9 protein-coding genes and 2 pseudogenes are annotated in these 15,749 nt (G+C 64.5%); 6 read left to right on the top strand and 5 right to left on the bottom strand.

Features of this window, described 5'->3' with window-relative positions; translation table 11 throughout:
* Positions 1-5: 5 nt before the first annotated feature.
* Together BLS51_RS30365 and BLS51_RS22965 are read right to left on the bottom strand one after the other, a co-directional pair.
* A complete protein-coding gene (locus tag BLS51_RS30365; RefSeq protein WP_175472660.1) occupies positions 6-2,195 on the bottom strand; it encodes a GDSL-type esterase/lipase family protein in 2,190 nt (729 codons plus the stop codon).
* Entirely contained in the window at positions 2,192-4,915 is a 2,724-nt protein-coding gene (locus tag BLS51_RS22965) for an exo-rhamnogalacturonan lyase family protein (protein WP_090189850.1), read from the bottom strand. Before BLS51_RS22965 ends, BLS51_RS30365 begins: the two co-directional genes overlap by 4 nt.
* Before the next feature lie 301 nt (positions 4,916-5,216).
* On the opposite strand from BLS51_RS22965, the gene BLS51_RS22960 reads away from it, so the two are divergent.
* From BLS51_RS22960 to BLS51_RS22940, 6 genes and pseudogenes are all read left to right on the top strand, one after another.
* Positions 5,217-5,582, top strand: coding sequence for a hypothetical protein (locus BLS51_RS22960; protein ID WP_090189370.1), 366 nt, complete (start codon positions 5,217-5,219; stop codon positions 5,580-5,582).
* Positions 5,583-5,618: 36 nt separating this feature from the next.
* Positions 5,619-8,744 (top strand): annotated as a pseudogene (locus tag BLS51_RS30670) (chemotaxis protein CheB).
* Between the two features lie 7 nt (positions 8,745-8,751).
* On the top strand, positions 8,752-9,540 hold the full coding sequence (locus tag BLS51_RS30665) for a hybrid sensor histidine kinase/response regulator (protein ID WP_373994425.1): 789 nt from the start codon (positions 8,752-8,754) through the stop codon (positions 9,538-9,540).
* Positions 9,541-9,621: 81 nt separating this feature from the next.
* Positions 9,622-10,449, top strand: coding sequence for a chemotaxis protein CheB (locus tag BLS51_RS22950; RefSeq protein ID WP_090189372.1), 828 nt, complete (start codon positions 9,622-9,624; stop codon positions 10,447-10,449).
* A complete protein-coding gene (locus tag BLS51_RS22945) occupies positions 10,433-10,651 on the top strand; it encodes a hypothetical protein (RefSeq protein WP_090189374.1) in 219 nt (72 codons plus the stop codon). Before BLS51_RS22950 ends, BLS51_RS22945 begins: the two co-directional genes overlap by 17 nt.
* Positions 10,652-10,880: 229 nt before the next feature.
* Positions 10,881-11,575, top strand: a pseudogene (locus BLS51_RS22940) (PEP-CTERM sorting domain-containing protein).
* Between the two features lie 3 nt (positions 11,576-11,578).
* Here the strand turns inward: BLS51_RS22940 and pyk are convergent.
* The 3 genes from pyk to BLS51_RS22925 are packed head-to-tail and all read right to left on the bottom strand — an operon-like array spanning position 11,579 to position 15,694.
* Positions 11,579-13,000, bottom strand: coding sequence for a pyruvate kinase (pyk, locus tag BLS51_RS22935; RefSeq protein WP_090189378.1), 1,422 nt, complete (start codon positions 12,998-13,000; stop codon positions 11,579-11,581).
* A gap of 1 nt (position 13,001) precedes the next feature.
* Positions 13,002-14,318 carry a glycerate kinase type-2 family protein gene (locus tag BLS51_RS22930; RefSeq protein ID WP_090189380.1) on the bottom strand — a complete coding sequence of 439 codons (1,317 nt, stop codon included), beginning with the start codon at positions 14,316-14,318 and terminating at the stop codon, positions 13,002-13,004.
* Positions 14,315-15,694 carry a dicarboxylate/amino acid:cation symporter gene (locus BLS51_RS22925; RefSeq protein ID WP_090189382.1) on the bottom strand — a complete coding sequence of 460 codons (1,380 nt, stop codon included), beginning with the start codon at positions 15,692-15,694 and terminating at the stop codon, positions 14,315-14,317. The genes BLS51_RS22930 and BLS51_RS22925 overlap by 4 nt, the downstream gene beginning before the upstream one ends.
* Positions 15,695-15,749: the final 55 nt, after the last annotated feature.

Genomic DNA, 15,749 nt, shown 5'->3' with positions numbered 1-15,749 from the left:
AAATGTTATTTCGTCCTGCGCAAGCTGTCCAGCAGTTCCTTGGGCGCCGCGATGACTGTGCCATGACGGACGCGCTGCGGCGTGCCTTCGTCGGGAAAGTGCATCTGTTTGCTGACGTCCTCCCAGTGCACCATGTCGCGCGAGCGCAGCGCGCCGTAGTGCTTGTCCATGTAGGCGTCAAAGTAGATGATGGTGTCGGCGCCGACCTGGATGGCGGTCGGGCCTTCCACCCACACGCCAGGCGGGGAGATCGGCGAACTCAGTTTACCGAGCGGACCTTGCAAGTCCGGCGCTTCAGCCACCTGCAGGTATTTGCGCGGCGGGTTGCGCGTTTCGTCTTTGACCAGCAGATAGCGCTTGCCGTTGGCGCGCAAGAAGGTGGCGTCAATCACGCTGAAGCCAGGATCGTAAAACAGCCGGGTTGGCGTGAAGGTGGCGAAGTCTTTGGTGGTGGTGGCGTACATGCGGTGGTTGTACTTGTCCTCGGACGAGCCGTCGGTCTGCGGGAATTTCCCCGTTACAGTGGAGGCCCAGAAGATCAGGTACTCACCACGCTGCTCGTCGTAGATGATCTCCGGCGCCCAGGCGTTCAGCGTGCCCGGTTCATGTGCCATGACAGGCAGCGCGCGCTGCGCCGACCAGTGGATCAGATCTCTGGACGAGGCGTAGCCGATATTGTTCTCCTTCCAGCCCGAGGTCCAGACCATGTGGTACACGCCGTCCGGCCCGCGCACGATGCAGGGATCACGCATCAGCTTCGCGTTGCCGATTCCCGGCTTGAGGAAGCTGCGTCCCTGGCCCAGCTTCTCCCAATGGTAGCCGTCGTCGCTGGCAGCCAGGTGCAAGCCATCTTCGCCATTGCCGATGAAGTAGGTGAACAGATAACCCTGCGCGGAGGCGTTTTGTTCATCGCCTAGCGGACGCTCATTGGTGAATTGAGGGCTGGGCGGTACAGCGAAAGCAGCCACCGGATCGGGATGCGCCGGATCGAAGTTGCCGTAACCGTCGGCGATGTAGCTGGCCACCGGCAGGCCGGTTTGACGCAGCCCGGTCAGCACCGCCTGCGCCAGTTGGTAGCTGCCGTAGTTGTTATGGTGCGTGTTATCGGCCTTGCCCGGCTGCGGCTCGGCGAAGGCTGCTGCGGATTTCTCCGGCCCCAGCGCTTCGTAGAACGGCTTGCTCATCGCATTCAGGTCGATGAAGGCCACCCGCAGTTCCTGCGCTGACTGGCGCGCGGCTTCTGCGTAATCGGTCAGCGATGGCGCCACTTTGCCGTTGGCGTCGAAGCGGCGGCGCTCCATCGACGATACGATCACCGGTGTGCCGCCGTGTGCGCGGATCGCTTCAACGTGGTTGCGGATTTCGTCCTTGTAGGTGGTGAAGGGACCGCCTTTGCCTTCCTTGATCTGCTTCTGGTCGTTGTGACCGAACTGCATCAGCACCGTGTCGCCGGGACGCATGGCGCTGAGGATCTTGTCCAGCCGCCGGCGCGTCAGCGAGTCGCGATAGGTTTCGCCGGACTCGCCATGGTTGGCAACGGCGATGCCTGGCTTGAGGAAGCGCGGCAGCATCTGGCCCCAGCTGTTATAAGGTTCACCCGGCTGGTCGCAGACGGTGGAGTCGCCCAGCAGGAACAGTGTGGGCGCCTGCACCGGTGTGATGTCGATAGCGCGGATGGCTGGATGTTCGCCGTTGAATTCCAGCGTCAGACGGCGGTCCCAGGCCCAGGCTTCCTGCACAGTCTCGCGCGGCACCTTGAGCTCGACCGCGCCGGCCGCCACGCCGACGGCAGCGGGAATGCGCGGCGTGCGGATGTTGACGGTGAAGGTGCGCGTGGCGGTGGCGCCCGGCGCGGTCGCCACGCGTTCCAGCATCAGGCGCCGCAGCTCCGCCTTGACGGTGGTGTTGGATGCCTCGTTGCCGCCCAGTGTGACGGTGACGTTGTAGTTCCCCTCCGGCAGATCGGCGGAAAAGAAGAAAGGCCTGTCGCTGGTCAGGTATGCGGTGCTGCCGCGCACCTCGGCGCCCGGTTCGAAACCGTAGCCACGCTTGCCGTCATACTGCATGTCGGCGCGGACGGCGGTGTGGCCGGCGGCCGGCTGGCGGTCGCCGAAGCTGAAGTGCCATGCCTCTGCCGCAGCGGCGTGCGCGCAGACAGATGCCAGTACGGCGAGCGCGAAGGCGCGGCGCATCATTGGCCACCTCCGCCCGGCAGGTAGTCGCCGATCAGCGCCAGGTTCTGGATCGCCGCCAGTCCCCATTGCGCCGCATCGTTGGTGCTGATGCCTTCGGCCTCCTGGATCGGATTGAGCACGTCCGGGCCGTGGAGGGCGACCGTGCGCAGGGGCTTCAGCGGCTGGTCGAAGAATTCACTCCAGGCGCGGCGGGCCAGCGCGGCATCGCCGGTGCGCCAGGCGGCATAAGCGGTCAGGCGCGAATGGCCGACGCGCAGCACGGTGCTGCCGCCGTGCGGCATGCCCAGCGCACGCTTCTGCGTCTCCTTGTCGGCATTGAACAGCGTGCAGTAGCTGAGCCACGCCTTCTCGAAATCCTGCTGGCCGGTGAGCGTGATCAGCTCGGCGAAGATCTCCACCGCGCCAAACACCGAATTCAGATGGCTGGCTGCGACCTGCTCGCCGGTCATATTGTGCAGGTGGCCGCTGTCCTGCTCATAGCCGGCGCGGTCGGCGTTGAAGAAACCATGTGGCATGGCGGCGATGTCCTTCATCCCGGTCAGCAGCTTGTCGCGGTATCGCAGATTGCCGCCGCGTTCCCATTCGGTCAGCCAGTTGCCGGCCAGCGAACCCCAGTCGGTGCCGAAGCTGGCGCGCGCCGGATATTTGCCCTTGGGCGGTGCGTTGGCGATCTTGCGCACCGGGTCGGTGGCTTCCAGCTTGCTGTCCGCATCCAGCAGCTCGCGCATGATGTCGCCGATGCGTTCATCAGCGGTCAGGTAGTAATAGAAGCGGCGGTAGACGGCGGCGCTGATGCGCAGCTGCTTGGCGCTGCAGCCCCAGTGCTGCACATTGTGCCGCGTGCCCAGGCCGGCGAAGCGGCCGAGGTGATAGATATCGACTTCGCTGGTGTGGCGCACCATGGCTTCGGCCAGGCGGAAGATGTCGGCGCGGCCGCCGCGCAGGAAGCTGTACCACAGCCACAGGTCGGGCGACAGTTCGGAGTTGTCCCAGGCGTAGCCGCCGACGTCGTAGCGCCAGACGTGGCGGTCGGCGTCATAGGTATGCATGACGTCGCCGTAATTCCAGAAGCCGTACCAGTGGCGCTGTTCGATCTGGCCCTTGTAGAAATCGAAGCGGCGGTCCAGCTCATCCTCGATGGCCGCGCGCGCCGGCGTTGAGCGGTCCGGCAGGCTCCACAGGCCGCCGAACACGCCGCTGGCCAGGAAGTGCGCCGGCTGCGCCACCAGTTGCGGCGGCGTCTGCACCGCCGCCGCAATCTGCACCATGCGCTCGCGGCTCGGTGTGGCGGTCAGCGCCCACAGCGTGATCTCGCTGCTGCGGGCGACGCCGTGCGGTGTGCCGTAGCCTTTCTCGTAGTCTTCGTAGGTGATGTCCAGGCCTTGCAGTTCCTGCGCGTGGGTTTCCATGCCCATGCCGTCGTGGTAGAAGCGCATGTCCATCGCTGGCGCATCCGGAGACCACATCCACAGCGTGACCTCGGCGGTGCTGGTGTGGGCGTTGCGGATATCCAGGCGGGTTGGGTGACGCTGCCAGAAATCGCGCAGGCCAAAGGCGACGCCGCCGCCGCTGCCGCCGATGTAGCCGCTGCCGGCGGCGCGCCGGCCGGCGTCGGCGTCGATCCAGCCGTGGCCAGGCTTGGTGCGCTTGCGGATCTGGAAGCTGTCGGCGCTTAGTTGCGACAGCGTGTAGTCGCCCCAGGCAGGCACCAAGTGCAACGCCGACGACACGCGGGGCGCCATCTGCGCGATGGGCGGGCAGGGCATGCCTGCCACCTGCGCCTGGCGGAAGGCTGCGCCGGGATCGCGGCGCAGCCCAGTCAGACCCTGGACCGCTTCGGCCCACAGGCCCGGATTTTCACCGGCGAAGCGCACGTGGCGGTCGTACAGCGGGCCATCCAGCGGCACATCGAAACGCATGCCGAGGCCGCGCATGAAGTCCTGATGCTCGTCGCCGTCGAAAACAAAGGTGTGCATGATGCGCACCGATTCGCCGCCGGCATAAAAATACAGGCGCAACGAAAATGGCAGCCACGCACGGCCATCGGCGCTGTGCTTGCCGTCGACCTTGACCACCGCGCGCACCGGCCCGTGCTGTTCCACGGTGACGGCGCTGACGATGCTGTCGTAATGCCGCTGAACGGTGTTGGCGGCCTCGGTGTCCGGCGTATTGGCGGTCAGCGCCACCAGCCTGCCGTTGCGCGCGATATCGCGGCCGTCGCGCGTGATCGACTGGATCACATGGTTGCCACGGCGCGGCACGGTGCAGCGGATGACACCCGTGTCGACCACGATGCTGTCGCTGCGTTCCGTCAGCGTGACGGCGCTGGCTGGCGTCGGCGCGCTGGCGACCGGCTTCAGTTGCAGCGTGGCTGACAAGCCAGCGTTGGCGGGCAGTGCATGCGCCGACCATTTGATCGAGCCATCCGGCCACCACGCCAGCGGCCAGCTTTGTACCGGCACCTGCTTGCCGTCCTCTGTCGCCAGCGCAACAGCCTGTTTGGCGGTATGGCGTCCGCGTGGCCATGGTACGCCTAGCGTGGTGCCGGCAGAGAGGCCGGGTACGCCGCCTTCCAGCCAATGCAAGGCGGCGGTGCCGTCGCCGGTGGTGACGGTATTGCGGTCGGGCGAGGTGGCAGCCGCCGCTCCCGCAGCCGTGGCAACGGCGGGCAATGCGGTAGCGGCGGCGGATTTCAGAAAACTGCGGCGGCTCAGTGACATGGTCTCCATCTGCTGGTAATTGGCGTGCACCGAGTATCGGTATCACGCCAGACAGTGTCAACGGCTGGCGCTATCTAATCACTTTTGTGATTGTCAAACGGAGATGGCGCATCGGCTTCCGCTGCAACAACGCTTCATTTTTGTGGGGACCCTTGCGGTATAAGGCGCCCTTCAACGCCATGGCAATGCTATGATGACCAACGCCGGGTAGGGCGCCATCAGTTTTTGTTCAGGACAATGCGAGGGGGCGACATTGCAAACGCGAAAAGATCGGATAACGTCCGCCAAGATTGAAACAGCAATGGTGTTTGAACGCATGCTGGGTTCAGGTGATGCGCTGGCCTATTTGCGCGCGGAAGCTGTGCCCGAGGAATTGATCGAGCGGGTGCTCTACAGTGAAAGCCGTCGGCCGCCGTCGGTGGTGTCGATGCAGGATGCACTGTCGCTATCCAGCAAGCTCGCCGAACGGTTTTACTGCAATAATGGCCGCCGCCGTGATGCGATCAAAACGGCGGTCGTCCAAGCGGCGCTGAGCCTGCACGCGCAGCTCGGCAGCGAGCGCGTCAGGCAGCTGATGCGGCGGGAAGCACTGCCTGAAGAAGTCATCGAACGCGTGCTGCACCAGGCGGAGGGCACGCTGCGGCTGCGGTTGCCCCCACCGGAATGACGCGCGGTCGGCTTGTGTGCTTAACAAACTGACACAATTGCGCTAGACTCCCTGTTCACTTCCCACCCATGCATCCACAATGACTTCAGGCAAGCCCAAGGCCACTTCAGAAAAAGACCTGCCGGCCCAGCCGGCGCGCAGCAATCTCGGCTTTCCGGTGGTCGGGCTGGGCGCCTCGGCGGGCGGCTTGCCGGCATTGAACGGCCACGTGGCACCCACATCGCCATCGATGTATTCTTCCGCACCCTGGCCGAGGCGCACCGTGAACGCGCGGTGGCGGTGGTGCTGTCCGGCACCGGCAGCGACGGCGCCTATGGCCTGGAACACGTCAAGGAGCTGGGCGGCGTGACGATGGCGCAGGACCCTGGCGAAAGCGAACATGATGGCATGCCGCTGGCCGCCATCGCCACCAATATGGTCGACTTCGTGCTGAGCACGGAGCAGATTGCCGCCAAGCTGATTGCCTTGCGTAAAGTCGCACGCCACATCCAGCTGGTCGACGCCGACGATGCGCCGGACGAAGCGCTGCGCGAAGGCGAAAAAACCGGCGAGGTGGCCACCAGCGAGGAAGCTTTGCAACGCGTGATTACGATGTTGTGCGCCGATACCGGTCACGATTTCCGTCACTACAAGCGCGCCACGGTATTGCGGCGGATCGAGCGCCGCCTGCTGGTGAAGGGCGTGACCTCGCTGCGCGACTATGCCGACCTGCTGGAACGCGAGCCGCTGGAGTTCAAGGCCTTGCTCAAGGATTTGCTGATCGGCGTGACCAATTTCTTCCGCGACCGCGATGCGTTCGATGCGCTGGAACACAGTGTGGTGCCGGAGCTGTTCCGCAACAAGGCGCAGGGTGAGCAGGTCCGCGTATGGGTGGCAGCCTGCGGCAACGCTGGCCAAACCGGCCGATGTCCAGCTGTTTGCTTCCGATATCGACGATAATGCGATCGCGGTGGCGCGCGCCGGCACCTATCCGGCTGCCATCATGATGGATGTGCCGCCATCGCGGCTGCGCCAGTTCTTCACCAAGGAAGACGACCGCTATCGCATCCGCAAAACCCTGCGCGACCGCATCCTGTTTGCTTCGCACAATCTGTTGCGCGATCCGCCGTTCTCCAAGCTGGATATGATCTCGTGCCGCAATCTGCTGATCTACCTCAGCCGTGACGTGCAGTTGCGGGTGCTGGAAATGTTCCATCTGGCACTGAAACCGGACGGTTTCCTGTTCCTCGGTTCTTCCGAATCGGCCGATGCCGCTTCCGAGTTCTTCGTGCCGTTTGACAAGAAGAACCGGATTTACCGCGCGCGCATGCTGTCGCGCTCGGCACGCTACCTGCCTGCCTTGTCGAGCCCGCCGGCGCACCGGCTGCCGGAACTGGCGCATATCGGCACCCAGGTGCGCAGCCAGTTTGCGTATGCCGACGTGCACCAGCGCGCCTTGTCGAAGTTTGCACCGCCGAGCCTGGTGATTGACCGCGATTCGGATATCGTCCACCTGTCCGACATGGCGGGGCGTTTCCTGCGCCACGTCGGCGGCGAGCCGTCGCGCAACGTGCTGGCGCTTGTGCTGCCGGAATTGCGCCTGGAACTGCGCATGGCCGTGTATCAGGCCTTGCAGACCGGCAGCAGTGTGGAGGCGCAACGGGTGATGATCAAGCGCGACGACCGCACGTATTTCGTCAACATGATCGTGCGGCCGCTCAACGACGAAATCGCCAGCAGCGAATTTCTGCTGGTGCTGTTCGAGGAAATCGAGCAGACCATGAATTCCCAGCCGGACTCCACCAAGGTGGAGCCGAAAGACCTGGTGCTCAACCAGCTGGAAGCGGAACTCCAGCGCAGCAAGGAAAAACTGCAGGAGACCATCGAACACGCCGAAGTGTCGAATGAGGAACTGCGCGCCTCCAACGAAGAGTTGCAGGCGATTAACGAAGAACTGCGCTCGGCCACCGAAGAGCTGGAGACCAGCAAGGAAGAATTGCAGTCGGTCAACGAGGAACTGATTACCGTCAACTACGAGCTGAAAGTCAAGGTCGAGGAAACCGGCAAGGCCAACGATGACCTGAACAACCTGATCGCCTCGACCGACATCGCCACCATCTTTGTCGATCGGGCGATGCGCATCAAGCGCTTCACGCCACGCGCAGCGGACATTTTCTCGATCATCCCCACCGACATCGGCCGCTCGCTGCCGGACATCACGCACCGCCTTGATTACGGTCTGCTGGCGGAAGATGTCTCGGCCACCTTCGAGACCTTGCGGCCGGTCGAGCGCGAATTGCGCAGCAATGACGGCCGCTACTACATCGTGCGCCTGTTGCCGTACCGCACCACCGAAGACAAGATCGAAGGCGCGGTGATGACCTTCATCGACATCAGCCGCCGCCGCGAGGCCGAGGAAAAGGCGCGCATGGGCGAGGAATGGATGCGCCTGGTAGCGGACAGCACCGACGACTACGCCATCATCACCACCGACAAGCAAGGCCAGGTCACCGCCTGGAACAAGGGCGCCGAGCGCAACTTCGGCTACAGCGAGCAGGAAATGCTGGGCACCAGCCTGGACCGGATCTATGTGCAGGAAGACCGTGACACCGGCGTGCCCGAAGACGAGCGTCGCCGCGCGCGAGCCGAAGGCCGCGCCGAGGACGAGCGCTGGCATCTGCGCAAGGATGGCAGCCGTTTCTTCTGCATCGGCGTGACCACCATCCTGCAGAACGGCGACTTTGAAGGCTATGCCAAGATTGCCCGCGATCAGACCTCGCGCATCCGTCATGAGCATCAGCGCGAGGTGGCGCTGTCGCACGAGCAGGCCAATCGTTCGCAGGCCGAGATGACCAACGCCATGAAGGATGAGTTCCTGGCGGTGATGTCGCACGAACTGCGCCATCCGCTCAACCTCATCTATATCAATGCCGAACTGCTGGCGCGCCTGCCGGCGGTACGGCAGTCGCCACCGGCGTTGCGTTCGGCCGGCATCATCCGCGAATCGGTCAGCAGCCAGGCCAAGATTATCGAAGACCTGATGGACATGTCGCGGGTGGCCACCGGCAAGTTGACGCTGGCGGTGCAGGATGTCGACCTGGTTGCCATCGCCTCCAAGCTGGTGGACGGCATGCGCGCCGATCCGGCCACCGACAATCTGCAACTGGTGTTCAAGCCGTATGAACGGCCGGTGGTGATCGCGGCCGACCCGGTGCGCATCGAACAGGTGGTGCTGAACCTGCTGAGCAACGCCATCAAGTTCACGCCGTCCGGTGGCACGGTCAGTATCAGCCTGCACATCAACGATGAGCAGGCCGTGCTGGAAGTGCAGGATACTGGCGCAGGCATCGCGCCGGAATTCCTGGCGCGCGTGTTCGACATGTTTGGCCAGGGCGGCGCCACCGCCTTGCGCAGCAAGGCTGGACTGGGGATCGGTCTGGCGCTGGTGCGCCAGATCACCGAGCTGCACGGCGGCAAGGTCGGCGTGACCTCGGCTGGCGTCGGCCACGGCAGCACCTTCACCTTGCGGCTGCCCTTGTCGCACCTGAAAAGCAGCTATGCCAGCACCGACGATGTGGCAAGCGCCAGTTGCATCAGCGGCCGCCGCCTGCTGCTGGTGGACGATTCGGAGGATACCTCGGCGCTGTTCAAGGAACTGCTGGAGTATGAAGGGGCGAGCGTGGCGATGGCGTCGACCGCGCTGGAAGGGCTGGCCTTGCTGGCACAGCAACCATTCGATGCGGTGGTTTCCGATATTTCGATGCCGGACATGGATGGCTACGAATTCATCCGCCGGGTACGCGCGACGCCAGGCCTGGAACAATTGCCGGTGATCGCCGCCAGCGGCCTGGGGCGTGAGCGCAACAAGGCCGAAGCGCAGAATGCCGGCTTTTCTGCCTGGCTGACCAAGCCGGTCAACGTTGATCTGCTGTGCGACACCATCTGCAAGCTGCTCGATGGCCACGCGCCGCTGTTGTAGCGGCAACGCAAGTAGCGGCCAGCATTTTCCCATGTGCGGCAACGCACGGACGCTGGCCGGGCGCCGGGCCATGCTCTGTGTATGAACAATACCCCTATCCCCGCGCGCGACGTGGTTGTGGTCGGCGCTTCCACCGGCGGCGTCGAAGCCCTGCGTCAACTGGTTGCCGGCTTGCCTTCGGGCTTCCCGGCCGCTGTCCTGATCGTCATGCATATCGGCACGAACAACACCATTTTGCCGTCATTGCTGGCCCGTACCTCGATCTTGCCGGTGCGCCAGGCGCGTGAAGGCGATCTGGTCGAAGCAGGCCGCATCCTGGTGGCGCCGCCCGATCTGCACCTGAGCATCAGGCGCGAGGGCGAGGCTTATCGGGTGGTGCTGGCGCGTATCGCCAAGGAAAACCACACGCGGCCGGCGATAGATCCGCTGTTCCGCTCGGCGGCGGCAGTGGTGGGAGAGCGTGCTATTGGCGTGATACTCACCGGTGCGCTGGATGATGGCACGGCCGGACTGGCCGCCATCAAGGCCTGCGGGGGCCTCGTCGTGGTGCAAGATCCTGATGAAGCGCTGGCGCCGGATATGCCGATCAGCGCCATCGACAATGTCGAAGTCGATCACGTGGTGCGGCTTGCCGAGATGCCGCCGTTGCTGCAACGACTGATCGATGCGCGACAGGCCGGCGCCGCGCTGAAGCCCCCGGCAGGTGCCCGACTGGGTGCGGATCGAAAACCAGTTTGCCTTGGAGGGAGTGGAGATGGACAACCTGGCCCGGTTAGCCAAGCCGTCGACTTTCACGTGTCCGGAATGTCACGGCACGCTGTGGGAAATTCAGGACCTGCGGCCGCAGCGCTTCCGCTGTCATACCGGCCATGCCTACACTGCCGCCAGTCTGGTGACGCTGCAGGATGACAAGGTGGAGGACGCGGTCTGGTCCGCCATGCGCGCGCTGCACGAGCGCGAGATGCTGCTGCGCACGATGGCGGAAGAGGCGCTGCTTCACAAGCACGTGGAACTGGCGGCGGAATACACCGCGCAGGCCGGCAAAGCGCATGAAGACGCAGAAGTGCTGCGCCGGCTGATGACGCACAAAACTTCCGGTCATCAAAAATAATCTCCACCTTCAGCCGCATCAGTGCCGCACCGGCGCGCAGCAGTGACGGGTAGCCACAGCGTGGGCATGCTGTTCTTAATGTAGCAAAAAACAACATTGCAAATATTGGCTGATTGACCGATTTGTTTTGGCCAGCAGTAAAAACTCGTGAGAAATGTTAAATGCCTTGTTCATAGGAACATAACGGTTTTAGCGCAGAATTTAACACTCACTGGCCGGCGGCACGGCAATGGCTGTGCCAACCTCCACTACCGTGGACTTCTCCAGCGGGGAGAGCGGCTGGTGGGGCATGCAGCCCGCAAATGGCGTCGGCGGTTCCGGCATCGATACCACCCTGGGCAATTCGGCGCCGGTCTTGCGCACCGTGATCGAGAACTTCGGCGTAACCTGGGGCACCAGCAGCAATCAGCCCTTCATTGGCGACTACACCAAGGTGGGCGCCGTCACCCTCGGACTGGACATCAAGGCGCAGCAGATCAATTACTTCGGCCAGGACGTGTCACGCAATGTGGTGGTGGAGTTGCGCGACTATGACAACAAGCCGGAAAATCTGCCTTACACCAGCGTGTTCTACAACCTCGGCAGCATCGACTCCACCAAGGATTGGCAGCACCTGTCGGTGACGATCAGCGACACCGGCGCGCAGTTGTTGCCCGCCGGTTGGGGCGGTTATGGCGGCCCGGATGGGACAGGGCCGACGCTGCCATCTGGCCGCAGCTTCGCCAGCGTCCTGGCAAGTGTGGACGAGGTGGTGTTCACCACGCTGCAGCCCGGCTATTTCTACGGCTTTACCAACTTCGACGTGGCGATCGACAATGTGTCGATTTCCGCCGTGCCTGAGCCGTCAACCTACGGCATGCTGATCGGCGGCTTGGGACTGGTGGGCTGCTGGCGCGACGCCGGCAGCGGGCGCCAGCCCTCTAACCGTTAGCCAACCTGCATGATGCGCAGCAGGTTGGTGGTGCCGGGCGTGGCGAATGGAATGCCGGCGGAGATGACGATGCTGTCGCCTTCGCGCGCCACGCCTTCGGCTTGCACCGCACGGCTGGCCCAGGCGCTCATCTCCATCACATCGGCCACTTCGTGGCACAGCACCGGGTACACGCCCCAGGCCAGCGCCAGGCGACGGGCGATGGCGGCGCGTGGCGTCATGTCGACGATGGGCGCGCACGGCCGCTCGCGCGCCATGCGTAGCGCCGAGTAGCCGGAACTGGTGTAGGCCACCACGGCCGCCACCTTCAGCGCCAAAGCCACGCTGCGCACGGCGACGCCGATACCGTCCGAGGCCAGCATGCCGCCTTCGTCGCTGACGCCAGCGGCCACTGTCTCGCGGTAGTGCGGATCGGCTTCGGTCTGGGCGATGATGGACTCCATGATGCGTACCGCGTCGCGCGGATACTGGCCCGAGGCGGATTCCGCCGAGAGCATGACGGCGTCCGCGCCGTCGTAGATGGCGGTGGCGACGTCGGAGGCTTCGGCGCGCGTCGGCACCGGTGCGCTGACCATCGATTCCAGCATCTGCGTGGCGACAATCACCGGCTTGCCGGCCTTGCGGCAGGCCCGCACGATGCGCTTCTGGATCGCCGGCACCTGCTCCGGCGGCATCTCGACACCCAGGTCGCCGCGCGCCACCATGAGCGCGTCGCTGGCGGCGACGATGGCTTCCAGGCTGTGAATCGCCGACGGCTTTTCCAGCTTGGCCACCACGCCGGCGCGGCCGTTGACGATGCGCTTGATTTCTTCGATGTCCTCGGCGCGCTGCACGAAGGAGAGGGCGATCCAGTCCACGCCCAGGTTCAGGCCATAGTCGAGGTCCGCGTGATCCTTGTCGGTCATGGCGGAAAGGGGCAGCACCACGCCCGGCACGTTGACGCCTTTGCGGTCCGAAACGCGGCCGCCGATGATGACGCGCGTTTCCGCATGTTCGGGACCAAACGATTCCACCCGCAGCCGTACGCGCCCATCATCGATCAGCAGCTCGGTGCCGACTTCCAGCGCGGCGTAGATTTCCGCATGCGGCAGCGGCGCGCGGTGCTGGTCGCCCAGCAGTTCGTGGTCCATGTCGAGACGGAAGCTGTCGCCGGCGCGCAGCGCGACCGCGCCGTCAGTGAAAGCGCCCAGGCGCAGCTTGGGGCCTTGCAGGTCAAGCAGCACGCCGATGGGTCGGCCGCTATCGCGCTCGATGGCGCGGATGATGTCCAGCCGCGCCTTGTGGTCGGCGTGCGTGCCGTGGCTGAAGTTCAGGCGGAACACGTCGGCGCCGGCGTTGAACAGGGCTTCGATGGTGTCGCGGTCGCTGCTGGCCGGGCCGAGCGTGGCGACGATTTTGGCATTGCGGTTGCGGTGCATATTAATTTCCAGTGATGAGTAGCGCCCGGAAGTCGTTGACGTTGGTGAGCGTGGGGCCGGTGACGACGCTGTCGCCGAGCGCCTGGAAGAAACCATGGCCATTGTTGTTGTCCAGGTGGTCGGCGGGGCGCATGCCGGCGGCCCAGGCGCGTGCCAGCGTGTCCGGCGTGATGCAGGCGCCGGCGATTTCTTCCTGGCCGTCGACGCCGTCGGTATCGCCGGCCAGGCCGTAGATGCCTGGCTGTCCTTGCAGCGCGATCGCGCAGGACAGCAGGAATTCGACATTGCGGCCGCCGCGTCCCTTGCCGCGCACGGTGACGGTGGTTTCGCCGCCGGACAGCAACACGCAAGCGCCGCTGAACGGCTGGCCGTGGCGCGCGGCTTGCAGCGCGATGCCGGCCATGACCTTGCCGACGTCGCGTGCTTCGCCTTCGATGCTGTCGCCGAGGATGTGGGCGGCGATGCCGTTGGCCTCGGCCACGCGGGCGGCGGCTTCCAGCGCCATCTGCGGCGTGGCGATGATGTGGACTTCGTTGCTGGCCAGGCGCGGGTCGCCGGGCTTGACGGATTCGCCACGGCCGCTGCGCAGCGCTTCCAGCACGTTCGGCGGCAAGTCGATGGCGTAGCGCTGGATGATGGCGAGAGCGTCATCGCAGGTGCTGGCATCCGGCACAGTGGGACCGGAGGCGATATCGCGCGGGTCGTCGCCGGGGACGTCGGAGATCAGCAGCGTGACCACCTTGGCCGGATGGCAGGCCGCAGCCAGGCGGCCGCCCTTGATGGCGGACAGGTGGCGGCGCACGCAATTCATTTCGCTGATGCTGGCGCCGGATTGCAGCAGCGCGTGGTTGAGCTGCTGCTTGTCTTCCAGCGTGATGCCTTCCAGCGGCAGCGGCAGCAGCGACGAGCCGCCGCCGGAGATCAGGCACAGCACCGTGTCGTCGGCGCCCAGGCCCTGCACGCGGTCGAGGATGCGGCGGGCGGCTTGCAGGCCGGCCGCGTCGGGAACCGGGTGGGCGGCTTCGATGATTTCGATGCGCTCACAAGGAACGGCATAACCGTAGCGGGTGACCACCAGGCCGGTGAGTGCGCCTGGCCAGTTGCGCTCCACGGTGCGTGCCATTTCGGCGGAAGCCTTGCCGGCGCCGATGACGATCAGCCGGCCCTTCGGCGCGGCCGGCAGGGCCGGCGGTATGCACAGCGCCGGCTGTGCGGCGGCGATGGCGGCGTCGAACATCTGGCGCAGCAGGGTGCGCGCCGCCGCTTCACGCGGCACGGCGCCTTCCGCAGCGGCGCTGCCTGTGTGATCGGCGCTCATGCTGACGCCTTGTGCAAGACCGGCAGTTCGCTCGCACCGGCTGGTGCGAGCGGCGTAACGCTGGCGACTGGTTCAGGCGCATCATCATTCTCGTACAACTGGCGCAGCTCCTCTGGCGACGATTCACCATTCAGTACGCGGTGCATGCGCTCCTGGTCCAGCGCACCCACCCAGCGGGCGATGGCCATCGTGGCGACAGCGTTACCGATGGTGTTGGTAATGGCGCGCGCCTCGGACATGAAACGGTCCACGCCGAGCAGCAGCACCATGCCTGCTACCGGAATCTTGCCCATCGACGCCAGCGTCGCCGCCAGCGTGATGAAGCCGGAACCGGTGACGCCGGCCGAGCCCTTGGAGGTCACCATCAGCACGCCCAGCACCACCAGCTGGTCGGTCAGCGTCAATGGCGTATTGGTCGCCTGGGCGATGAAGATCGCCGCCATGGTGTAGTAGATGCACTGGCCATCCGGGTTGAAGGTCACGCCGGAGGGAATCACCAGGCCGACCACCGGCTTGGATACGCCGACGTGCTCCAGCTTGCGCATCATCTGCGGCACCACCGATTCCGACGAGCTGGTACCCAGCACGGTGAAGATTTCATCCTTCAGGTAGCGCAAGAACTTCCACAGGCTGAAGCCCGATACACGCGCCACAGTGCCCAGCACGATGAACACGAACGCCACGCAGGTGATGTACATGCTGCCCATCAGCTGGCCCAGCGATAGCAGCGAGCCCAGGCCGTATTTGCCGACGGTGAAAGCAATCGCGCCAAACGCCGCAATCGGTGCCACGCGCATGATCATGCCGACCACGACGAACATGCTGTTGCTGAAAGCTTCCAGGAAATCCACCACAGGCTTGGCCCGGCGGCCCATGTGCGACAGGGCGATACCGAACAGCGTGGCGAACACCAGGATTTGCAGGATGTCGTTCTTGGCCAGCGCATCGATGACGCTGGAAGGAATCATATGCAGCAGGAACTCGACGAAGCCGCCCGACTTGGCCGCAGCGGCGGTGTAGCTGGCGATGCTGTGGGTGTCCAGCGTGGCAGGATCGACGTTCATGCCGGCGCCGGGCTTGACCACGTTCACCACAATCAGCCCCAATGCCAGCGCAAAGGTCGACATCACTTCAAAGTAGATCAGCGCGCGCACGCCGACGCGGCCCAGTTCCTTCATGCTTTCCATCTTGGCGATGCCCAGCACCACCATGGCAAAGATGACCGGTGCGAACACCATCTTGATCAGCCGGATGAACGCATCACCCAGTGGCTTGAGGTCCGCGCCGAAGGTTGGATATAAATAGCCGAGCAGGCCGCCGGCGATGACGCCGATCAGCACCTGCACGTATAGCTTGCCGAAAAATCGCTTATACATGATGTCTCCTTTTGTTTGTGGGCTGCCGCGAACGGCAGGCCTCCCCAGACTCTTG

Source organism: Duganella sp. OV510, from assembly GCF_900100205.1.
GTDB lineage: Bacteria > Pseudomonadota > Gammaproteobacteria > Burkholderiales > Burkholderiaceae_D > Rugamonas.
The sequence above is the reverse complement of the archived record's forward strand: the minus strand, read 5'-3'. Positions and strand labels throughout refer to the sequence as shown.